Genomic DNA, 20,274 nt, shown 5'->3' with positions numbered 1-20,274 from the left:
GCAATTTCAGCTCATCCCTTGAGGGTAAAACCAATATCTATTTTCCTGCGGTTATCTTGGCTTAACCTAACTGGGGCTAACCGGGAACTGAGTTCCATAAGTTTGCTTAGTGAGCGCTGGTATACCCATAATGTTCGAGGAAATCCTGCAGTGAGCTAAAGCCATCCTTTACAAACTCTGGATCAGGGTCGAAATTGCGCTCCTGAACCTTCAGGTTTCGGGTGAGCAGGTGCCCCACGCCGGGATACAGTTTTAATTCACAATGGCTTTTTAAGTCAGTCGCCTTTTGACAAAATTTACGGGCGCCGGATGTTGGTGTGAGCGTGTCCTGCTTCCCCTGAATTATCATGCTGGGAGCGATGGTGGATGTGAGCGTGTAGACAGGTGAGTAATCTGCGACTTTGGCTTTTCCTGCCAGCAAACCCGCAAACCAGTTGTCATGTTCCATATCCAATGCCGGCGACCAAAGCAGTAAAAGATCTGTGCCGCCATTTTTATACTTACCCTCCTTGTTACCGCAACCTCTGGTCGCAGTCATCGCGGCCAGGTGGCCACCGGCGGATACCCCAAAGGTAGCGACTTTTTCCGGGTCTACCAGCCACTGGCTTTGGTTACGCACCCACTTAAGGCTATCGCAGATATCCTGCACTGCATCTATCGGGGTGATTTCACCTTTGGTCAGTCGGTATTCCACTGCAACAGCCAGGATTCCCTGGTCTGCGAATTTCTTTGCTGAGTCAAAGGTCCAGGCTGCTTCTCCGACAGTCCAGCCACCACCATGGATAGTGAGAATAGCGGGTAACGCTTTATTGTGAGGCTCAGAGGGAGGAAACAGATACAGGGCAATCTGATCACCATCCTGAGTGGTGATTGTTTGTCGCAGTGGGGGATTGTCAGCAGCCAGACAGGAGCTGAATGAGGCCGCCAGAATCAACAGCAGCGAGCATTGTCGGAACCAACGAGTTATCTGCTTCATAGGCATTTAAGCAACTGATGAAAGATAAGTTCAGGCTAACAGCAGGATGACGTCATGTCTCTCAGCCAAAAGTGTTTGCCGCCAAGCTTGATTGGGCGCAGATACAAAAAATCCCCGCCGGGCGGGGATTTTCTATTCAGGGATGATTACTCATCATCATCCATAAAGTCGAGATTCGGTTTGGTCTTTTTGCGCATTGGCGCGTCACCCACATCCACACCTGTAATAAAGCGCTTGTCGCGCTTGGGCGCTGGCTTGTCGGTGGCTTTCTTGGTTGGGCGCTTGGTCGCAGGCTTAGCCGAACCTTTCTTGGCTGCAGCCTTCTTCTGAGGGGCGTCTTTCAGGCCGCTGAACTTAGGCTCCAGACCGGGCAGGGTGCTGAAGTCAAAAGTCTTGCGCATAAATACCTGCACTTTTTTAAAGTTCATCCAGTCTTTTGGACCCACCAGAGAAACGGCATCACCTTTGGCACCGGCACGACCTGTACGGCCGATGCGGTGTACGTACTCTTCAGCAAACTTGGGCATATCAAAGTTCACAACCAAAGAGACGTTGGCCAAATCCAGCCCGCGGCTGGCCACATCCGTGGTCACCAGGATCTGCTGCTGACCGCGGCTAAAGCTGTCCATAATCTGGTTACGGGCGCTTTGTTTCAAATCGCCACTCAGGGCGGCTGTAGAGAAGCCCTGCTCAGACAGTAAGGTCGCCAGACGGTCGGTATCACCCCGGGTGGCGGTAAACAGGATCACCTGTTTGTGCTGCTCCTGCTTGAGCAGTTCCATCAATACCGCTTCTTTATGGGTCAGGTTGTCACACAGGAAGATACGCTGGGTGATATCACCATGCTCTGTGTGGCTCGCTCCAATAGCGACGTGCTCAGGTTGTTTCAGCAACTGGGCGGCGATTTCATTAACCTCTTCATGATCCAAAGTGGCAGAAAACATCAGAGTCTGACGACGTCTGTGATCTGCAGCCTCATGAATGGCTGTCAGCTGAGGGGCAAAGCCCAAATCCAGCATACGGTCAGCTTCGTCCAGTACCAATAACTCCAGACCATTCAGGTAGAGTTGCTTTTGGAACAGATGGTCGGTCACACGACCCGGAGTACCCACAATAAAGTGTGGATCTTTGGCCAGGGCTTTGGCCTGATCGTTGAAGTTTTCCCCACCGAGAATTGATACCGCCTTGTATTGGGTATTGGCGATCAGCAAACGAAGCTGGCTGTATACCTGGTGCGCCAACTCCCGGGTTGGCAGCAGGATCAGTACACGGGGATCCCTCTTTGACAGCGCCTTGGTGGAAATGACTCTCTGCATGGCCGGCAGCAGGAACGCCAGTGTCTTACCTGAGCCCGTTTTGGATGATGCCATCAAGTCACGGCCGGACATGGCCACAGGAATGGCTTGTTCCTGAATTGGGGTAGGGGTGCTGAGACCCATGTGCTCAAGGCTGGCCAATAAACGCTTGTCCAGAGAGAAATCGGAAAATTGCAAAGGTGTACTCCTATAAATTTGACGCGCTATTGTATACCCAAACCGTGACAAGGGGTATGTACCCGCAGAATTTTCGCACCTGACATTATATGTTGTCATCCTGCTGACTTGGTGGTGACTCAGCATCTGCGTATACTGCGTCCCCTGTTAGATCGAACAAAGAGATAGGAGAACTTGCCTGTGAGCGAACAAAAACCGCTGACGATAGGACTGGCTCTGGGGAGTGGCGCGGCTAAAGGCTGGGCCCATATAGGGGTGCTGAAAGGGTTGGCGAAGCTGGGGATCTATCCCGACAAGGTCGCCGGTTGCTCGATTGGTGCCTTGGTTGGCGCAGCTTATGCCAATGACAACCTGGAAGAGCTGGAGTCCTGGGTAAGAGGATTTTCTCACTGGGATGTTCTGGGGCTGATGGATTTAAGCTGGCGTAAGGGTGGGCTGATTGGAGGCGAGCGGGTGTTCAATGTACTCGAGTCTCATATTGGTGACGTGCGTATTGAAGATCTGAAATTACCATTTACTGCCGTGGCGACCGACCTGTATTCAGGCCAGGAGATCTGGTTCAGTGAGGGTGAACTTCGTCATGCGGTACGGGCATCCTGCTCCATGCCGGGCATTTTGTCCCCGGTTCAACAGGGAGACCGTTGGTTGGTGGATGGCGCAGTAGTAAATCCGGTTCCAGTGTCTGTTGCCCGAGCTATGGACGTCGATGTCGTTATCGCGGTTGATCTGAGTGGTGAACGTCGCCGTCGAATCCAGGCTGTACCAGTGAACCTGAAAAGTGAGCAACCTACTGAAGCTGAGCTGGTCAAAGCGGATGAACACAGTGCAACCGGCTTTACAGATCTGTTGGCCAGAGGCCGGGACTACCTGACCGGGCTGACCGATGTGTTCACCAGTAAGCCCAAACAAGACCCTGGCATGCTGGCGGTAATGTCTCAGTCTATGGATATTCTGGAGCAACGACACAAGCGTGCCCGTCTGATGGGTGATCCTCCGGATGTCTGTATTCTGCCGAAGGTGTCCGATATTGGGATTATGGAGTTTCACCGTGCAGAAGAGGCGATCGCTGCTGGTGAACAAGCGGTACTGAAAGCCCAACACCAGATTGAAGTTGTGCTTGGTAAGTAGCATCACAAATAACTGGCTACAAAAGGTAACGTTAGTCGCCATATCAGCATCGGCTGATTAACAATGCCATGATAAAACACCCGGTCTTTTACCGGGTGTTTTCGTTATACCTGCAAGCTGAAGTAAGTGAACAGTCATTAAATTTTCTTTCTGAGCTTGAACGCACATTCGGCCTCCGACTAGCGCCAAAGAAACATGGGGTCAAGGAGATCCTGGTCACTTTTTGGGGCTGGCAACACTAATCACTCACGCTTTGAACTGTCATCCCCGGAACTTGATCCAGATCAAGGTAAAAGCCGGTTGCTTGGCGCTTAATACGCAACATCTTGTGTTCTAGTACATGCAAGGCACTATATATAGTAAGTGTCTTGTCTACCTCGGGAGTGATAAAGCCTTATGCCAGTTGTGATTAAGCGGGACGGTTGCCGTACCTCTTTTGACGGTTCCAGGATTAGGGACGCGGTAATTGCAGCCGCAAAATCTGAAGGGATTACAGACGTTGATTATGCGCAGACCGTGGCTGATGGTGTCAGTCAGGCCGTAGCACATCTGGACGAAGTGGAGATCTCTCACCTGCAGTCTCTGGTGGAAAACCAGTTGATGGAAGGTCCATATAAGCAGGTCGCCCGTCACTATATCGAATACCGTCACGACCGTGACGTGTGTCGTGAGACCTCAAGCCGCCTGAACATTGAAATTCGTGGTCTGATTGAGCAGAGCAACGCCTCTATCCTCAACGAGAACGCAAACAAAGACTCCAAGGTGATCCCAACCCAGCGTGATCTGCTGGCTGGCATTGTGGCTAAGCATTACGCCAAGTGTCATATCCTGCCAAAGGATGTTGTTGGTGCTCATGAGCGCGGTGAAATCCATTACCACGACCTGGATTACTCACCATTCTTCCCTATGTTCAACTGTATGCTGATTGACCTGGCTGGCATGTTGACCCAGGGCTTTAAAATGGGCAACGCCGAGATTGAGACTCCTAAGTCTATCTCTACTGCGACTGCGGTTACTGCGCAGATTATTGCTCAGGTAGCCAGCCATATCTATGGCGGTACCACGATTAACCGTATCGATGAGGTACTGGCGCCGTTTGTGGCCAAGAGCTATGAAAAGCACTTGGAGATTGGCCGTGAGTGGGCCATTCCCGATGCCGAAGCCTATGCCCGTGCCCGTACCGAAAAAGAGTGTTACGACGCATTCCAGTCACTGGAATATGAAGTGAATACCCTGCACACCGCCAATGGCCAAACGCCATTTGTGACCTTTGGTTTTGGTCTGGGTACCAGTTGGGAGTCCCGCCTGATCCAACAGTCCATCATGAAGGTGCGTATTGGTGGTCTGGGCAAGAACAAGAAAACGGCAGTGTTCCCTAAGCTGGTGTTTGCTATCCGTGATGGTATCAACCACAAAGCTGGCGACTGTAACTACGACATCAAGCAACTGGCATTGAAGTGTGCCACCCAGCGTATGTACCCGGACATCCTCAACTATGAAATGGTTGAGAAGGTCACAGGTTCCTTTAAGACGCCAATGGGCTGCCGCAGCTTCCTGGGTACCTATGAAGAGAATGGTGAACTGATCCACGAAGGTCGTAACAACCTGGGTGTAGTTAGCCTGAACCTGCCGCGTATCGCGTTGGAAGCCAAGGGGGATGAAGCAGAGTTCTACCGTTTGCTGGAAGACCGCCTGGCGATTGCCCGCAAGGCATTGGATACCCGTATCGAACGTCTGCAGGGTGTTAAAGCCCGTGTTGCGCCAATTCTGTATATGGAAGGTGCCTGTGGCGTGCGTCTGAACCCAGACGATGAAGTGTCTGAAATCTTCAAAAATGGCCGTGCATCGATCAGCCTGGGTTACATTGGTCTGCATGAAACCATCAATGCCCTGTACGGCACTGAGACTCATGTATTTGACAGCGAAGAGCTGCGTGAGAAGGCGGTTGCCATTGTGGCTCGTCTGAAAGCTGCCACCGAAGCCTGGAAGAAAGAAACCGGCTATGGCTTCAGCCTTTACTCCACGCCAAGTGAGAGCCTGTGCAGTCGCTTTGCCAAACTGGACGCCAAAGAGTTTGGCCTGGTTGATGGTGTGACTGAAAAAGGTTACTACACCAACAGCTTCCACCTGGATGTTGAGAAGAAAGTGAACCCTTACGATAAGCTGGATTTTGAACAGCCTTATCCGGAAGTGGCTAACGGTGGCTTCATCTGTTACGGCGAATACCCGAACATGCAGCACAACCTGGAAGCGCTGGAAGACGTATGGGACTACAGCTTCAGCCGCGTACCATATTATGGTACCAACACGCCGATCGATGAGTGTTATGACTGTGGTTACACAGGTGAGTTTACCTGTACCAGTAAAGGTTTTACCTGCCCTAAATGTGGTAACCACGAACCAAGCCGTGTGTCGGTAACCCGCCGCGTATGTGGTTACCTGGGTAGCCCGGATGCGCGTCCGTTCAACCACGGTAAGCAGGAAGAAGTGAAGCGTCGGGTTAAACACCTGTGATCGTCAGACTTCACTGAAGCATTTAGTTTTAAAGGCGCTCCTTGTAAAGGGGCGCCTTTTGTCCTTTCCCGTCAGGAGAAATGAGATGAATTATCACCAGTATTATCCGATTGATGTGATCAATGGTCCGGGCACCCGTGCCACCTTGTTTGTGGCCGGTTGTGAGCACCAGTGCCGCGGCTGCTACAACCAGAGCACCTGGGATCCCCGTTCGGGTCATCTGTTTGATGAGGCGATGATGGATACCATTATCAAAGATCTCAATGACACCAGAGTGAAGCGTAAGGGCTTATCCCTTTCAGGAGGCGACCCTTTGTTTCCCGGTAACCTGTCTGCCATCAAAGCCCTGCTGGAGCGAGTGCGTGCGCAGTGCCCGGGGAAAGATGTGTGGATGTGGACCGGTTATACACTTGAAAACTTAAGCCCGGAGCAGCGCGCTGTGGTCGCACTGGTTGATACTTTGGTGGACGGCAAGTTTGAACAGCAACTGCATGATCCTTCACTGGCTTTCAGGGGCAGCAGTAACCAACGTATTATTCCATTGACACAGGTCGAATAAGCTCTGCAACTATCGGGGGATACTGATATAATCCCGCCAATCTTCAGCAGGTATGCGGTGCTTTCCCGGACGGTTTGAGTTGATGTTCAGCTAAATGTCGGGCAAATAGTGTCACCCCAAATCCTGCATTGCTATTTGCCGTCAGGCTATCAGAGGTTTACCAATGAATTTGAAACAAGAACTGCAGCAGATGCACGACAAGCTGGATAAATTCCGCCGCAAACTGGCTGCCGCGGAGCAGCGTGGCGATGCCGCTATTGTTATGCAGTTCAAGCGTGAAATCGCAGCGACCACCAAGCGTATCGATGCTATTAAAGGCCAGCAGAACCGTTTGCTGGGTAAAGAAGGCCAACAGCTTAAAGATATGGCGTTTCGCCGTGAGCTGACCAAGGCTGAGCAGGCCGATATGGGTAAGCTGAAAAAGTCAGTGAAAGGTCTGGTGGTGGTTCACCCTATGACCAAACTGGGCCGTGAAATGGGTCTGGAGAAAGTCACCGGGTTCGCACCTAAGGCTTTCTAAACCAATCCGATGCTGCATTTGTGGCCCGGAACAGCTTAAAGGGCACGGAATTGATTCGTGCCTTTTTTGTCTCTGCGGTATTATTCGCCGCCTCGACAGGGGATTGCCTGAAGTGTGACGGGAAGTACAGACCGGCAGGCAATTAAATCAGACTATTCCGGTCGGGTAAAAAAACACATAGAATACCGCATTCGTCCCCATATCAACCTATGGTTGAAACAAAGGTTTATCCCACGGGGTATTAGTATTACTGATCAGGGAAGAGAACTGTCTCAGGGAGTGAGAGCAGTCGTAAAGGTTAATTCATGTCGATTAAATATATCGCAACGTCCAAGCTGCCAACCCCCTGGGGTGTGTTCGCCATGCATGGCTTCGAAGACACAGAAACCGGGAAAGAGCATGTTGCACTGACATTCGGTGAACTCAGTGGCGACCAGCCTGTGCTGGGGCGCATTCACTCCGAGTGCCTGACAGGTGATGCCTTGTTCAGCTTGCGTTGTGACTGTGGTTTCCAATTACAGGCGGCGATGCAGAGTATTGCCGAGGCAGGCCAGGGCTTTATTCTATATCTGCGTCAGGAGGGCCGTGGTATTGGTTTGCTGAACAAAATCCGTGCCTATGCACTGCAGGATAAAGGTGCCAACACAGTCGAAGCCAATGAGCAATTGGGTTTCGAGGCGGATATGCGTCGCTACGATATGATCCAGCCTATGCTTGAACATCTGGGTATCACCAGTGTACGCCTTATGACCAACAACCCGCGCAAGGTAAAGGCCATGCAGGATGTGGGTGTGGATGTGGCTGAGCGTGTACCTTTGCAGGTGGGTAAGAACCAGTACAACGAGGCTTACCTGAAAACCAAATCGACTCAGCTGGGACACCTGATGTCCGAGCATCACTTTGCCGACGATGAGTTTTAATCTCGTTGGAGCAAAACCAAAAAAGCACTCCGAGGAGTGCATTTTTTGTAATTTAATGCGAGAAAATCCGGCTATTTACCCCAGATATGCGCATTAACCACTTTTCCCTGAGATTTATCTTCGGGGCGTTTTTGGCTTTTGGCCGCAGCGGGTTTGTTGCCCGGTTTACTGCTTTTGGGGGCTTGAGCTCGCGAAGAGCGGTATTCAGGTACAGGCAAGCCACTTATCTTGATATAAAGCCGTTCGACTTTATCCCGTGCCCACTGCTCCTTGCGTAAAAACTTCAAACTGGATTTGATGCTTGGGTCATGGGTAAAACAGCGGATAGCAACCAGCCGGCCTAACTCTTCCCAGCCTAATCTATCGACCAGTTCGGTCAACAGGGTTTCCAGGGTGATACCGTGCAGTGGATTATTGGCCTGTGTCATGGTGTTTTAGCTACTTCAAAGTGAATTCCGGCGGGATTATACCCTAAACCCGGCCGGGATCTCCCGGCCGTTGAATGTTTTTGCAGTTATCCCTTTAAGCCCGTTACTGCACTGGCGACCGGGACACCGTCTATAAAGAAGGGGTTGGGTTGATGCCTTTTATTGAACTTTCCTTTCACCATAAAGGCGATAATTTTAGGCATAGAGGATAGTGGAAAACGCTCGTGGGCGTCTTGTGGCATTTCACCTATGGCGTACTTGCCGAAGGCTTTAACAGTGACAGGCCCAAGAGTGTCTTGCCGCGTCTGCTCATCGGCGAATTGCATCAGCTTTACCGAGATACCAACAAAAGGCACACTGCCTGAAGTCATGGTATTGGCCAACGGCATATTGCAGCAGCTGGTGTACCAACGATAAAGTCCTTTCGGGTGGAGTTGCATGCAGGCAATATTCCCTTTTCCCTGGGTAATATCCATATAGGCAGGGTAGGTTTGGAACAGTTCTGAACCACCATGTTTATCCAGAATTTTGTCAGCATTGCCCAGTTCATTGGCAAACTGCTGACAATCACAACACAGGCAGTGAACATGAAAAAAGTGACCGGGAACGACCTTTAGCTGTCCTTTGACTTCACCACATGCGCACTGTAGTTGTACGGTTTCTGCCATGCTTCCCCCGAAGAGTTCTGCGTATTTGTATTGCCTGTCAAAGGCCTGACCAGGATCAGGTTTGAGTTTGATCAGTTGTCGCAATTGTCTTTGCGACACAGACGATAATTTCTGACGTGGGCGAAGGCCAGCATGGCACCACTGATCACAGTCGCTACTTTCTCTCCGGTTTCACCCAGCAGGTCATGGCCAAAAAAAGCGACCGAGACCAAAGCTGCCAGACCGAATCCTCCCAGTAGCAGTACCTGAGTGTCTTTGTGACTCTTACATCCCAGAAACAGCGCCAGCAAACTGGTTGGGAGTACAAATATGACCAGTGCCTGGTGAAATGCCTCGTCGGCCAGGAAAGTTGAGGAGATTACCGGTGCAGCGACAAGGAGCAATGGGGTAACTATGCAGTGCAGCATACAAAGCAGGGATGCTGATATGGCCAAACGATCCATCAGAGTTTGAACATTGGCTTTTTCCATTTTGACTATCCAATCTTGATATTAAGGAATTAACGGGTGTTTTAGCATTGCTTAATATGCTTGAAAATCCCCCATATTTCTATTCGGGAAGTGATTGGCTGCTTGAGCCACTGAGCCTGGTGTTGTCTTTGGAGGGATGAGAGAAGGAAACTGGAGAGCTATCGGGCTGTGGCGCTGGAACATGGCCAACGCCACAAAAAACACTGAAGGGACTGTATGTGACTATTGCCGGGTCATTAAAGGACTACTGCTTTTTCAGGGCTTTCATAAACTCGGTGAACTGAGGCTTAAACTCTTTAAACAGCGGATTGTCGCGGTTTTTTAACATCACCTCTCCAAACAGTTTAATGCCAATGGCAAAGGCTGTGGCATCGGTTTCATCCAGTGGCATCCTGGCTTTGAGCGCGTCTACAATCTTAAAAATATCATCGTGGTTACGGACTTTAAATTCCAGTGGGGCGGAATCAATTGCCTGACCCCTGGGGTCCTCAAGATGCTCGACAGTAAATTGATAAAGATGGCCTTTCATTGCTCTCTCCATACTGATTGCTGCAAGTTCCAGCCTAAAGGGCAGAATATACACAGATAGGGTTATACCATGGCAAAGCGGGTTGCGGCCTTTTGTGAGACAAGTTTCATCTTGGGTTGGAAAAAACAAAAACGCCGGGCATAGCCCGGCGTTTATTGGTGTCAGTGCTGCTTATCAGGCGTCTTCGGCCAAATTGTCCACACCTTTGCCTTTGGATTTCACGATGATCAATCCAGTGACAACCAGAGTAACCACAATACCTGCAACGGTAGAGACCATCATCGGCAGGCCTGCACCCAGGGTCGCAGAGCTCAGCAGGAAGCTGATAACCACTGTTGTCATAAACATCGCCGGTACGGTACAGATCCAGTGCAGTTTGTTGTGGCGCAGCAGGTAGGCTGACGCAGTCCACAGCATGAGAACTGCGGTCGCCTGGTTTGCCACACCGAAGTAGCGCCAGATGATGCCAAAGTCTACCTGAGTCAGGATGCCACCCAGAGCGAACAGAGGCAGAGCCAGAATCAAGCGTTTTGGCAGTTCATTCTGAGGCAGCTTGAAGAACTCAGACAGGATTAGACGGGCAGAGCGGAACGCAGTATCACCTGAGGTGATTGGCAGAACGATTACACCCAGAACCGCCATAAAGCCACCGACAACACCCAGCAGACCGGTTGATGCCTCGTATACTACGTTGGCAGGGTTACCGGCCATACCTTCGTTCAGACCTTCAACACCACCGAAGAAGGACAGGGCGATAGCACACCAGATCAGAGCGATAATACCTTCACCAATCATGGCGCCGTAGAACACGAAACGACCATTGGATTCATTTTCCATACAACGGGCCATCAGCGGGGACTGAGTGGCGTGGAAGCCGGAGATGGCACCACAGGCGATGGTAATGAACAGAGCTGGCCACAGAGGCATATCATTCGGGTTCAGGTTGGAGAGGAAGTCAGAAGCCTGAACGCCCGGCAGCAAAGTGTGCTCGCTGGATACGATCAGCGCCACTGTCAGACCCACAGACATAAACACCAGCAGCGCGCCGAAGAATGGGTACAGGCGGCCGATGATTTTATCTACCGGCACGATAGTCGCCAGCAGGTAGTAACAGAAGATGATGCCAACGAATACCGGCATGCTCCAACCGGTCAGTTTAGCCAGCAGACCTGCCGGGGCAGAGATGAACACGACGCCAACCAGCAACAGCAGAATGATGGCGAAGGCGTTCATAAAGTGCTTGGCACCTTTACCCAGGTATTTACCGGTCAGGTTGGGGATTGACTGACCGCCATTGCGAACAGACAACATACCTGAGAAGTAGTCGTGCACTGCACCGGCAAAGATACAACCGATTACAATCCACAACATGGCCGCCGGGCCATAGAGGGCACCCAGAATAGGACCAAAGATGGGGCCCACGCCGGCAATGTTCAGCAGTTGGATAAGGTACACACGACCCTTGGACATAGGCACATAGTCTACGCCGTCAGTCTGGGCAAAAGCCGGGGTCTGACGCTTGGGATTAATACCAAATACCTTTTCCACAAAGGCACCGTAGATAAAGTAGCCGGCGACCAACAGGCCGACACACAGGAAGAACCAACTCATAGCATCATTCTCGTAATTATATGACTGCCGCGGATTTTACTTCTGTGAAAGCTGAAGTGGTGGCAGGAATGACTGAGCGGCTCATCCGGTTACCTGAGCGGTCGAAATACAGGGCCAAGAGGATTGAGTCTGAGGATGAAAGGTGACAGGCAGATACTCAGCGGCAGGATTTGAGGGCTGAGTGGTTAACCCGAGGATGATAAACCTGAGGATGATAAACCTGAGGATAATGAATAAGTGCCGTCAATGACGGCACTGGGTGTTTTTACTTTATCAGACTCATTGAAACCCGAGCATCTGTTTGAGGCTTTTCAGATAACGGCGGGATACAGGTACCTTGGCACCGCTGGGAGTAATGACCTCTGCTCCTGTATCCAGTAACACGATTTCACGAATCGCGGAGGGCATAATCAGGTACTGACGGTGACAGCGTACCAGAGGCGTTTTCTCCTCCAGCAGTTTCAGTGTCATCTGGGTGTGCACCTGGCTGGTAGCTGTGGCGACATGAATTCCCCCCAGATCGCTGAATACAAACTCCACATCTTTGACTGGCACGACTTTAAGGCGGTTGCCGCTGTAACAGGGCAGTATCTCTAGACTGTCAGGGGCAATCACTGTCATATCTTTGGGGCGCAGATCTTTACGAAGCTTATCCAGAGTTTTGGCCAGACGCTGCTCATCTACTGGTTTAAGTAGATAGTCAAAGGCATGATTTTCAAAGGCTTTGATGGCGTACTCATCATATGCAGTGACAAACACTACTCGTGGCATATTGTCAGGATCCAGCATGGCTATCATCTCCATACCGGTTATCCGTGGCATCTGGATATCCAGAAACACCAGATCAGGCTTTTGTTTGTGGATAGCCTGCAGAGCTTCAACGGCATTGCTGCACTGACCTATGACCTGAATATCTCCAGCGGCCTCAAGTATGTCCGCCAGTTCTTCCCGGGCGAATGGCTCGTCATCAACAATCAAACAGCTGATCATGGCTACACTTCCTCCAGCGGAATTCGAATACTGACTGTGGTGAACTGCTCAGGTTGACACTTCACCTGGATGCCATATTGACAGCCAAACTGATTCTGGATGCGCTTGTGCACCAGGTTCATTCCCAGACCTTTTTGCTCTGGGTCTTCCACGGGATTCTCCGGGTAAAGACCGGCATTGTCTGTGATGGAGAGGACAACTTCATCGCCCTCCTGTAGTCCCTTTACCTGAATATGACCTGTATCCAGCATATGAGAGGTACCATGCTTGACGGCGTTTTCAATGATGGGCTGCAGGGTAAAAGCCGGCAGACGGACTTTATGCAGCTCGTTGGGGATATCTATCTCTACCCGCAGTCGGTCAATAAAGCGCGCCTTTTCAATATTCAGGTAAGCGTCGATATGATCCAGCTCGTCGGCCAGCGTAACCAGGCCTGCCGTTCGTTTCAGGTTGATACGCAGAAACTGGGACAACTGTTGCAGCAGGGTTCTGGCCATATCCGGATTACGGCGGGTAATGGCACTGATGGTATTAAGCGCGTTAAACAGGAAGTGAGGATTTACCTGTGCCTGCAGCAGCTTAAGTTCTGTCTGAGTCAGTAGATTTTGTTGTTGTTCAACGCGGCCATAGAGGATTTGGTTGGACAGCAACCTGGCAATACCTTCGCCCAGGGTACGGTTAATGTTCAGAAACAGCTTATTCTTGGGCTCATACAGCTTGATGGTGCCGATCACCTCGGTGTCATTTCTCAACGGAATGACCAGGCTGGAGCCGAGCTTACACTGACGTGAGATAGAGCAGGCATAGGGGGTTTCAACACCATCGGCAAACATCACCTTATTCTGTTCAATGGCGTCTTTGGTGATCTGCGAGGCGATGGGCGTTCCCGGAATATGGTGGTCTGCCCCTGAGCCGATAAATGCCAGTAATTTATCCCTGTCAGTAATGGCTACAGCGCCGACTTTGGTTTCTTCAATGATGATCTGTGCGACTTGAGCTGTGGTTTCTTCATTGAATCCCCGGGACAGGAGGCCAACGCTGCGCTCGGCAATCTTCAGTGCTTTGGCAGAAAAGGCCGATGACAATTTATCGAACATGGTTTTCTGGTCGCGGATCATACTCATAAACGCAGCCGCCCCCAATGAGTTGACCAGCAGCATGGGCGGGGCTATTTGACGCACCAATTCCCAGGCTTGATCGTAAGGTTTGGCGATAAGCATGATTAACGCCATCTGCATTAACTCTGCATACAGGGTGACCATGGCAACCAATACCGGGCTGTAAATAAGCTCGCGTTTGCCCTGACTTCGCAAATAGTGGCTGATAAGCCCGGCACTTAACCCCTCCATAGTGGTGGAGATGGCGCAGGCGACATCAGTAAACCCGCCCATGGAATATCTGTGCAGACCACCGGTTAATCCCACAAAGAACCCGGTTACCGGACCACCCAGTAGACCACCCAGCACAGCGCCCATGGCCCGGGTGTTGGCAATGGCGTCATTGGTTTGCTCACCAAAGTAGGTAGCCATGATGCAGAATCCGGAAAATACCAGATAGATAAACAGCTTATGTGGGAAGCGTGGCGCCTCTTCGGTGAAGAGTTTGAAGAGCGGCGTTTTGCTGACCAGATAAACGATCACCAGATACACACACATCTGTTGAGTCAGCAGCAGGATCAGGGACATGAATGAATAACCCAAACTAAGATATCGGCGTATTTTGCCAGAGAATTTGCGCCAAATCAGTGTTTACTGATTAGATATCCCTTATAAGGTTTAAATTATATGAATGTTTGAGGTTGAAATGATTAAATCTGTCCACGGTCATGATGTGATGGCCTTGATGCAGGCGCAGCAGAAGCCTGTTTCTGCTGAAGAGCTAAGAGCGCTGATGATTGCTGAGTTCGGTGCCGACACCCAGTATCACACCTGCAGTAAAGAGGGGATGAGCGCAGATGAGTTGATCGACTTTCTGCGCAGCAAGAAGAAGTTTCTGGAATCTGAGTCCGGCTGGGAAGTTGATGCCCGCCGTATCTGTAATCACTGATCCAGTTTCAGGGCGATGTGGAAACACTCGCCCTTTGGTGTCACCCGTAATACCTGACCGCTGACCTGGTTTTCCAACTCTGAATTGGGATTCAGGCTTACTGTTACCTGATAACCCTCACCGATAGCGTCGGCGGTTTCCAGCAGGGCACCACTACGGGACAGATCAAGGCAACGTCCTGCGGTCTGTTGACGTCTTTCATCTTTGTCCTGCCAGTTGATGATAATGTCCGCTTCTTCCATATCTACACGGCGGGACTGGCGACGTTCTTCAAATCCTTTGACGGGAGATGACATATCCTTCTCACTCCTGAGTCCATTAGAAAATACTATCTTATTGATCTCAGTCACCTTTGCGCAAGCATAAAAAAGGCGCACCCTGTGATGCGCCCTGGAAGCAACGACTGAGTGTCAGTCTTCGTCATGAGATTTGGGGTAAGGGAGTTTCAGCTGACCCCAACGGATCACTATCACTGTTGCTGCCAGCACCAGTGTGGCCATGGCAATACCGATAATGCGCCAGTCATCCATGCTTTTCATATCCAGAATCAGATAACGTGCCAACGCCACAATGGCAATATAGAGTGGCATCCGCACCGGTAATTTTCCGGATTCAATGTAGTTGGCGACCATGGCCAACACTTCCAGATAGATAAACAACAGCAGTAGGTCTGCCAGGGCGACTGTGCCCATTTTAAAGATATGGTGAATTTCCTGACCAATTGCGAACACAGTCGCGATTGCGATCACGACCAGTACCATGTGCTCGACAATTTTGACGCTCTTTAATCCAACTTTCCTGTAGATACCCATAGTTAGTCCTGTCAGCGGAACTTAATCGGGATCTTATCAGGATTTCACGCTTTGAAATTGAAAAAACTGAGTGACAAAAATCACAGTATTGGTCACGAATCTTCTTTTCAGCCCGGACGACCATCAAGTCTTGGTTGGCACAGCAGTTTTCCGTAGAAATAGCAAAAGCCACCGAAAGCCAATATCCAGGCAATTCCCGCCATCCAGATCCCGGTCAGATAGAAAGAGGGCACCAGACTGGCGGCAGCTCTCAGTGCTGCGCCCAGCAGGATTAATCCAAAGCAGACTGTCATCGGCTTGGGCGGGGTTAACGTTCGGCCGGTATGGCCTAAGGAGACTCTCGCCATCATTGCCAGAATCATCCCTCCCATGCCGCCGACTGCACCAAGGTGAAACCCGGCAGATACCGGCAGGCCTGAGGCAATAAGCATGAGACCAAGGGGAATGCACAGGTAACTTAAATGCAGTGACCACAGCAGTGGTGCACCAAGGCTATGTTGGCCTCCCCAGCGACAAAAACGCACTAACAGCAGTAGCGAAGATATACCCGCAGCCCAGGGCAGTGCAGTGTTGAACTGAGTAATAACTGTGATAACCAAAGCCCCAATGGCAATGAAGTTTGCCGCCTCCAGCCAGGGGAGGTTGGGTCTTCTCTGCCATTTGGTCGCCCGCTCGGTAAAGAAGGGAATCACCCTGCCACCCAGGAGGGCAATCAGAAACACCACGATAAAGGCGGCGCCATAAAGCGCATTGTGGCTCAACCCCGGGTTTGAAGAGAGCAGGCCGTAGTAGCTGATGGCATTGGCCAATGTCATCAGCAGTAACACAGGCACAAAGATAAGATTGCGCCACTGTTTTACCCGGATGACAGCTTCAGCCAGTACCCAGGCTGAAATTGGCAGAAAGGCCAGATCCAGCAGCATTATAGCTTCAATTGGTACCCAGCTGTTGTTGATCAGCATGACTCTTGGCAAGAGCCACAAAAGCACCAACGCCTTTAATGGGGTACCTGACAGCCCCGGATTGCCGGTCCAGTTCTGCACTGCGGTTAGCAGAAAACCAACTATGATAGCTGCGGTGAAACCAAACAGCATCTCATGGCCATGCCACCAAAGAAGATTACCGTGAGGCTGAATACTCATCAGTCCCAGCATCTGCAGCACCCATAAGCTCAACGCCAGAATGCTGAAGGCACTGCCAAACAAAAACAGGGGACGAAAACCAAGCCTGAATAAAGGCATAGTGCGTTCGGTTGTTTTGGGATCATGAATTTGCAGCATAGTCGCTCCCACTGGGTTATAAAGCTGAGTAAAATACTCGGATATTATAAGCTGCAAAATTAATGCATGTTAAGTGGAGAGAGAGATTTTATTTTCAACAGACATAAAAAAACCGCCAACAGGCGGTTTTTTCTTCAGCTGGAGCTGATTAGCGCTTCAGCGCCTCGCTCAGCAGAGGACGCACAGTCTTAACCAGAGTCATAGTGCTCTTCGGGTTACCGGCAATGATGTTACCGGACAACAGGTAACCGTGGCCGCCGGTGAAATCAGTGACAGTACCACCGGCTTCACGAACGATCAGATCGCCCGCAGCAATGTCCCATGGCTTCAGGCCGATTTCGAAGTAACCTTCCATACGACCGGCTGCAACATAAGCCAGATCCAGTGCTGCGCTGCCGCTGCGACGCAGGTCTGCGCAGTGAGCGAAAACTTCACCCAGAATGTTCATGTAGGTTTCAGTGTGCTGACGGGCCTTGAAAGGGAAGCCGGTCGCAACAATGCTGGTGCTGATATCAGTGTTGTTGGAAACACGAACGCGGAAGTCATTCATTTTGGCACCCTGACCACGTACCGCAGTGAACATTTCATTGCGAACAGGATCGAATACCACGGCAACTTCAGTTTTGCCTTTGTATTGCAGAGCGATGGAAACCGCGAAGTGAGGGATACCCTTCACGAAGTTGGTGGTGCCATCCAGAGGATCTACTACCCAGATATAATCTTTGTTGGTACCACGGTTTTCGCCGCTCTCCTCGCCCACAATAGTGTGGTCAGGGTAAGATTTGCGGATCTGGTACACGATAGCTGCTTCTGCTTCCTTGTCTACACTGGTCACGTAATCGTTAATACCTTTGGCGCTAACTTCAACGCGATCGAAGTCAGTGTAAGCACGCATAATTGTTTGGCCGGCAGCGCGGGCAGCGCGGACAGCGATGGTCAGCATTGGATGCATTGCAATCCCCTGGATGTTAAAGAACGAGTAAAAATAGCGGCGCGATTATACCCGAAACGAAGGACATATCAAATGCAGATTTTGTTGTTAAGTAAACCCTCGCCGACATGTTAGTATTCAGCCCCAGTGTTTGTGAATTAAATTAAGATCTTCCATGCTCAGTAATATCCGCGTTGTTTTAGTCGGTACTTCTCACCCGGGAAATATTGGTTCCGTTGCCCGCGCCATGAAAACCATGGGGTTGTCCAATCTGTATCTTGCCGAACCAAGGTGCGAACCAGACGGTCAATCTGTGGCCCTGGCTGCTGGTGCCTGCGATATTCTCAAGTCGCTGAAAACTGTCGACTCAATGGAAGAAGCCATTAAAGACTGCAGCCTGGTGATCGCGACCTCTGCCCGCAGCCGTACGCTGGACTGGCCAATGCTGGACCCTCGTCAGGCCGGCGAGAAGATGGCTGCTGAATCTGCATCGGGGCAGGTTGCCATTGTGTTTGGTCGTGAAAATCATGGCCTGAACAATGAAGAATTGCAGCGTTGTAACTACCACCTGTTTATTCCTGCCAACCCAGAATACAGCTCACTGAACCTGGCTCAGGCCGTGCAATTGGTGTGTTATGAAACCCGAATGGCCTGGTTGGCCGGTCAGGAGCAGGAAGCTGACGTCGTTGAGTATCCATCCAACGAAGACCATGAGCGTTTTTTCACTCATCTGGAGCAAACTTTGACCCGCACCGGTTTTATTATTAAGAACCATCCGGGCCAGGTGATGACCAAGCTGAGACGTTTGTTCACCAAGGCACGTATCGAAAGTCAGGAAATGAATATTCTGCGTGGCATTCTGACGTCGGTGGACAAGAAAGTCGGCGACGACAAATAAACGCAGGCAGGACAGAACTATAAGTGAGGCAAGGTTAGCCAGTTTAGGTTATCAGCTTATAAAGGGGCCGGAGGCTACTTGGGTTGTATGCTTCTCTTAGTTTAAGATTCTTCAATGGATGGCGAGGGCGTGCAAAAGGAAGTTGCTGTCAGCTGCGAACGTAAATGAGCCAATGTTAAGCGTGAGCATTGTTATTGAATGAAACATAACGATGCGAAGCAGGTTCTTAATAGTGTAAGTGAAATAAGTAGGGTACAGGCATGCAAAGGACATGTGGCGAAGGTCGGGAAAAAAAGTGTCAGCAAGACAACGTCTGGAATGCGATTAAGCGAGAAGCAAAAGAGCAAACTGAACGTGAGCCCATGTTGGCGAGCTTTTTCCATGCAACCATTATTAAGCACGATACGCTCGCTGCAGCACTGAGCTATATTTTGGCGAACAAGTTGGCAACGCCAAGTATGCCTGCAATGGCTGTCCGGGAAGTCGTGGAAGAGGCTTATGCCGGGGACAAAGAGATCGTTTTATCTGCTGCTTGTGATATTTGCGCAACGGTGGAGCGAGACCCGGCTATCGAACTTTATTCTACGCCACTCCTTTATCTGAAAGGTTTTCATGCACTACAGGGCTTTCGGGTGGCCAATTGGCTGTGGTCGCAAGGTCGTCGTGAACTGGCTGTTTATCTGCAAAATCAGATTTCAGTTGCCTGTCAGGTTGATGTCCATCCGGCCGCGAAGATTGGTCGGGGTATCATGTTTGACCACGCGACTGGCATAGTGATTGGCGAGACCGCAGTAGTGGAAGATGATGTATCCATTCTTCAGGATGTCACCCTGGGTGGCACGGGTAAAGAAAGTGGTGATCGTCACCCTAAAATTCGTACCGGTGTCATGATTGGCGCGGGGGCTAAAGTACTGGGTAACATCGAAGTGGGAGAAGGTGCAAAAATCGCAGCCTGTTCTGTGGTGTTAATTCCGGTTCCTGCACACACCACTGCTGCAGGTGTGCCAGCCAAGATCATTGGAAAGCCCGCGACAGACAAACCTTCCCTTGAGATGGACCAGAACATCAGTAATTCAGGCTTTATGGAGGGCGGCGGTATCTGACCGGGTGCCGCTGATTCTGCTTAACTCTGCTTAAGTGGTCTGAATAACAAGCACTACATAAGATAAAGAGCTGGTGGAGAGCTTGAGCGCTTTCATCTCCATATGGACTGCTCAGCCCATCCAGAACATCCTGGGCGGGCCGCCGGTGCTTTTGACCAGATGCTGACACTTATGCAGTTCCGCCGCTGGCTATCTAAGCCGGATGTAGCTGGGTTCTGTGGCTCTGAATGAGAGGGCGCGAGGGAGCGCCCGAAGTCTCTGGATGAGTTTGATCTCATTATCTGACCTAATCGCTGTGATTTTAATCTCCTGCCATTGAATAGTGGCAGCGAAATAAGGTTAAATACGTGCGCCTGAAGGTGAGGTAGGATTGTGGCGAGGACTTTAATACTTGAGTG

The 20,274-nt window shown here is 50.7% G+C and carries 21 protein-coding genes; 8 read left to right on the top strand and 13 right to left on the bottom strand.

Going from position 1 to position 20,274, the window contains the following annotated elements:
* Window positions 1-106 precede the first annotated feature (106 nt).
* Window positions 107-976: an alpha/beta hydrolase gene (locus L2725_RS18320; protein WP_249250280.1), complete on the bottom strand. Its 870-nt coding sequence runs from the start codon at window positions 974-976 to the stop codon at window positions 107-109.
* 146 nt (window positions 977-1,122) lie between these two features.
* A complete protein-coding gene (locus tag L2725_RS18315; protein WP_249250279.1) occupies window positions 1,123-2,469 on the bottom strand; it encodes a DEAD/DEAH box helicase in 1,347 nt (448 codons plus the stop codon).
* Window positions 2,470-2,649: 180 nt separating this feature from the next.
* Here L2725_RS18315 and rssA point away from each other — a divergent pair, with 180 nt between their 5' ends.
* The 5 genes from rssA to ribA all read left to right on the top strand — a co-directional run bounded on the left by rssA (window position 2,650) and on the right by ribA (window position 8,110).
* Window positions 2,650-3,597 (top strand): patatin-like phospholipase RssA, encoded by a 948-nt coding sequence (gene rssA / locus L2725_RS18310; protein ID WP_115138150.1) that lies wholly within the window; start codon window positions 2,650-2,652, stop codon window positions 3,595-3,597.
* 396 nt (window positions 3,598-3,993) lie between these two features.
* Complete coding sequence (gene nrdD / locus L2725_RS18305; RefSeq protein WP_249250278.1) at window positions 3,994-6,111, top strand: anaerobic ribonucleoside-triphosphate reductase; 2,118 nt, start codon at window positions 3,994-3,996, stop codon at window positions 6,109-6,111.
* A gap of 85 nt (window positions 6,112-6,196) precedes the next feature.
* Entirely contained in the window at window positions 6,197-6,670 is a 474-nt protein-coding gene (gene nrdG, locus L2725_RS18300; RefSeq protein WP_249250277.1) for an anaerobic ribonucleoside-triphosphate reductase-activating protein, read from the top strand.
* Between the two features lie 163 nt (window positions 6,671-6,833).
* The gene (locus tag L2725_RS18295; RefSeq protein WP_248935816.1) at window positions 6,834-7,190 is read left to right on the top strand and encodes a YibL family ribosome-associated protein; all 357 of its coding nucleotides are present in this window, start codon (window positions 6,834-6,836) and stop codon (window positions 7,188-7,190) included.
* 305 nt (window positions 7,191-7,495) lie between these two features.
* Entirely contained in the window at window positions 7,496-8,110 is a 615-nt protein-coding gene (gene ribA, locus L2725_RS18290) for a GTP cyclohydrolase II (RefSeq protein WP_248935815.1), read from the top strand.
* Window positions 8,111-8,181: 71 nt separating this feature from the next.
* Here ribA and L2725_RS18285 read toward each other — a convergent pair whose 3' ends face one another.
* The 7 genes from L2725_RS18285 to L2725_RS18255 all read right to left on the bottom strand — a co-directional run bounded on the left by L2725_RS18285 (window position 8,182) and on the right by L2725_RS18255 (window position 14,491).
* Window positions 8,182-8,538: a VF530 family protein gene (locus tag L2725_RS18285; protein WP_249250276.1), complete on the bottom strand. Its 357-nt coding sequence runs from the start codon at window positions 8,536-8,538 to the stop codon at window positions 8,182-8,184.
* A gap of 86 nt (window positions 8,539-8,624) precedes the next feature.
* Window positions 8,625-9,206 carry a DUF6151 family protein gene (locus L2725_RS18280; RefSeq protein WP_249250275.1) on the bottom strand — a complete coding sequence of 194 codons (582 nt, stop codon included), beginning with the start codon at window positions 9,204-9,206 and terminating at the stop codon, window positions 8,625-8,627.
* A gap of 71 nt (window positions 9,207-9,277) precedes the next feature.
* Window positions 9,278-9,676, bottom strand: coding sequence for a MerC domain-containing protein (locus L2725_RS18275; protein ID WP_249250274.1), 399 nt, complete (start codon window positions 9,674-9,676; stop codon window positions 9,278-9,280).
* A gap of 244 nt (window positions 9,677-9,920) precedes the next feature.
* Window positions 9,921-10,205, bottom strand: a complete 285-nt coding sequence (locus L2725_RS18270; RefSeq protein WP_249250273.1) for a DUF3861 domain-containing protein — start codon at window positions 10,203-10,205, stop codon at window positions 9,921-9,923.
* Window positions 10,206-10,379: 174 nt separating this feature from the next.
* Window positions 10,380-11,816, bottom strand: a complete 1,437-nt coding sequence (locus L2725_RS18265) for a carbon starvation CstA family protein (RefSeq protein WP_248935810.1) — start codon at window positions 11,814-11,816, stop codon at window positions 10,380-10,382.
* 279 nt (window positions 11,817-12,095) lie between these two features.
* Window positions 12,096-12,806 carry a two-component system response regulator BtsR gene (btsR, locus tag L2725_RS18260; protein WP_248935809.1) on the bottom strand — a complete coding sequence of 237 codons (711 nt, stop codon included), beginning with the start codon at window positions 12,804-12,806 and terminating at the stop codon, window positions 12,096-12,098.
* Between the two features lie 2 nt (window positions 12,807-12,808).
* Window positions 12,809-14,491: a sensor histidine kinase gene (locus L2725_RS18255; protein WP_249250272.1), complete on the bottom strand. Its 1,683-nt coding sequence runs from the start codon at window positions 14,489-14,491 to the stop codon at window positions 12,809-12,811.
* Between the two features lie 118 nt (window positions 14,492-14,609).
* Here L2725_RS18255 and L2725_RS18250 point away from each other — a divergent pair, with 118 nt between their 5' ends.
* A complete protein-coding gene (locus L2725_RS18250; RefSeq protein WP_249250271.1) occupies window positions 14,610-14,852 on the top strand; it encodes a YecH family metal-binding protein in 243 nt (80 codons plus the stop codon).
* Here L2725_RS18250 and L2725_RS18245 read toward each other — a convergent pair.
* From L2725_RS18245 to suhB, 4 genes are all read right to left on the bottom strand, one after another.
* Window positions 14,846-15,148 carry a PilZ domain-containing protein gene (locus L2725_RS18245; RefSeq protein WP_249250270.1) on the bottom strand — a complete coding sequence of 101 codons (303 nt, stop codon included), beginning with the start codon at window positions 15,146-15,148 and terminating at the stop codon, window positions 14,846-14,848. The genes L2725_RS18250 and L2725_RS18245 overlap by 7 nt on opposite strands.
* Before the next feature lie 114 nt (window positions 15,149-15,262).
* A complete protein-coding gene (locus tag L2725_RS18240; RefSeq protein WP_115138162.1) occupies window positions 15,263-15,664 on the bottom strand; it encodes a phosphate-starvation-inducible protein PsiE in 402 nt (133 codons plus the stop codon).
* Window positions 15,665-15,771: 107 nt separating this feature from the next.
* Window positions 15,772-16,944, bottom strand: a complete 1,173-nt coding sequence (locus tag L2725_RS18235; protein ID WP_249250269.1) for an NnrS family protein — start codon at window positions 16,942-16,944, stop codon at window positions 15,772-15,774.
* Between the two features lie 148 nt (window positions 16,945-17,092).
* A complete protein-coding gene (gene suhB / locus L2725_RS18230) occupies window positions 17,093-17,896 on the bottom strand; it encodes an inositol-1-monophosphatase (protein ID WP_248935804.1) in 804 nt (267 codons plus the stop codon).
* A gap of 154 nt (window positions 17,897-18,050) precedes the next feature.
* Here suhB and trmJ point away from each other — a divergent pair, with 154 nt between their 5' ends.
* Together trmJ and cysE are read left to right on the top strand one after the other, a co-directional pair.
* A complete protein-coding gene (trmJ, locus tag L2725_RS18225; protein WP_249250268.1) occupies window positions 18,051-18,773 on the top strand; it encodes a tRNA (cytosine(32)/uridine(32)-2'-O)-methyltransferase TrmJ in 723 nt (240 codons plus the stop codon).
* Window positions 18,774-19,033: 260 nt separating this feature from the next.
* On the top strand, window positions 19,034-19,876 hold the full coding sequence (cysE, locus tag L2725_RS18220; protein ID WP_249250267.1) for a serine O-acetyltransferase: 843 nt from the start codon (window positions 19,034-19,036) through the stop codon (window positions 19,874-19,876).
* The last annotated feature ends 398 nt before the right edge of the window (window positions 19,877-20,274 follow it).

This window comes from Shewanella corallii, assembly GCF_023349125.1.
Classification (GTDB): domain Bacteria; phylum Pseudomonadota; class Gammaproteobacteria; order Enterobacterales; family Shewanellaceae; genus Shewanella; species Shewanella corallii.
This window is presented reverse-complemented; position numbering and strand designations above follow the sequence as displayed.

What these genes read in the sequence shown, in the direction of transcription:
- L2725_RS18240 (WP_115138162.1), bottom strand. Translation starts at nt 15,664, where the DNA reads ATGGGTATCTACAGGAAAGTTGGATTAAAGAGCGTCAAAATTGTCGAG.
- L2725_RS18320 (WP_249250280.1), bottom strand. Translation starts at nt 976, where the DNA reads ATGAAGCAGATAACTCGTTGGTTCCGACAATGCTCGCTGCTGTTGATT.
- L2725_RS18285 (WP_249250276.1), bottom strand. Translation starts at nt 8,538, where the DNA reads ATGACACAGGCCAATAATCCACTGCACGGTATCACCCTGGAAACCCTG.
- L2725_RS18280 (WP_249250275.1), bottom strand. Translation starts at nt 9,206, where the DNA reads ATGGCAGAAACCGTACAACTACAGTGCGCATGTGGTGAAGTCAAAGGA.
- L2725_RS18265 (WP_248935810.1), bottom strand. Translation starts at nt 11,816, where the DNA reads ATGAGTTGGTTCTTCCTGTGTGTCGGCCTGTTGGTCGCCGGCTACTTT.
- L2725_RS18250 (WP_249250271.1), top strand. Translation starts at nt 14,610, where the DNA reads ATGATTAAATCTGTCCACGGTCATGATGTGATGGCCTTGATGCAGGCG.
- suhB (WP_248935804.1), bottom strand. Translation starts at nt 17,896, where the DNA reads ATGCATCCAATGCTGACCATCGCTGTCCGCGCTGCCCGCGCTGCCGGC.
- trmJ (WP_249250268.1), top strand. Translation starts at nt 18,051, where the DNA reads ATGCTCAGTAATATCCGCGTTGTTTTAGTCGGTACTTCTCACCCGGGA.
- nrdG (WP_249250277.1), top strand. Translation starts at nt 6,197, where the DNA reads ATGAATTATCACCAGTATTATCCGATTGATGTGATCAATGGTCCGGGC.
- L2725_RS18275 (WP_249250274.1), bottom strand. Translation starts at nt 9,676, where the DNA reads ATGGAAAAAGCCAATGTTCAAACTCTGATGGATCGTTTGGCCATATCA.
- ribA (WP_248935815.1), top strand. Translation starts at nt 7,496, where the DNA reads ATGTCGATTAAATATATCGCAACGTCCAAGCTGCCAACCCCCTGGGGT.
- cysE (WP_249250267.1), top strand. Translation starts at nt 19,034, where the DNA reads ATGCAAAGGACATGTGGCGAAGGTCGGGAAAAAAAGTGTCAGCAAGAC.
- btsR (WP_248935809.1), bottom strand. Translation starts at nt 12,806, where the DNA reads ATGATCAGCTGTTTGATTGTTGATGACGAGCCATTCGCCCGGGAAGAA.
- L2725_RS18270 (WP_249250273.1), bottom strand. Translation starts at nt 10,205, where the DNA reads ATGAAAGGCCATCTTTATCAATTTACTGTCGAGCATCTTGAGGACCCC.
- L2725_RS18255 (WP_249250272.1), bottom strand. Translation starts at nt 14,491, where the DNA reads ATGTCCCTGATCCTGCTGCTGACTCAACAGATGTGTGTGTATCTGGTG.
- L2725_RS18295 (WP_248935816.1), top strand. Translation starts at nt 6,834, where the DNA reads ATGAATTTGAAACAAGAACTGCAGCAGATGCACGACAAGCTGGATAAA.
- L2725_RS18245 (WP_249250270.1), bottom strand. Translation starts at nt 15,148, where the DNA reads ATGTCATCTCCCGTCAAAGGATTTGAAGAACGTCGCCAGTCCCGCCGT.
- L2725_RS18235 (WP_249250269.1), bottom strand. Translation starts at nt 16,944, where the DNA reads ATGCTGCAAATTCATGATCCCAAAACAACCGAACGCACTATGCCTTTA.
- nrdD (WP_249250278.1), top strand. Translation starts at nt 3,994, where the DNA reads ATGCCAGTTGTGATTAAGCGGGACGGTTGCCGTACCTCTTTTGACGGT.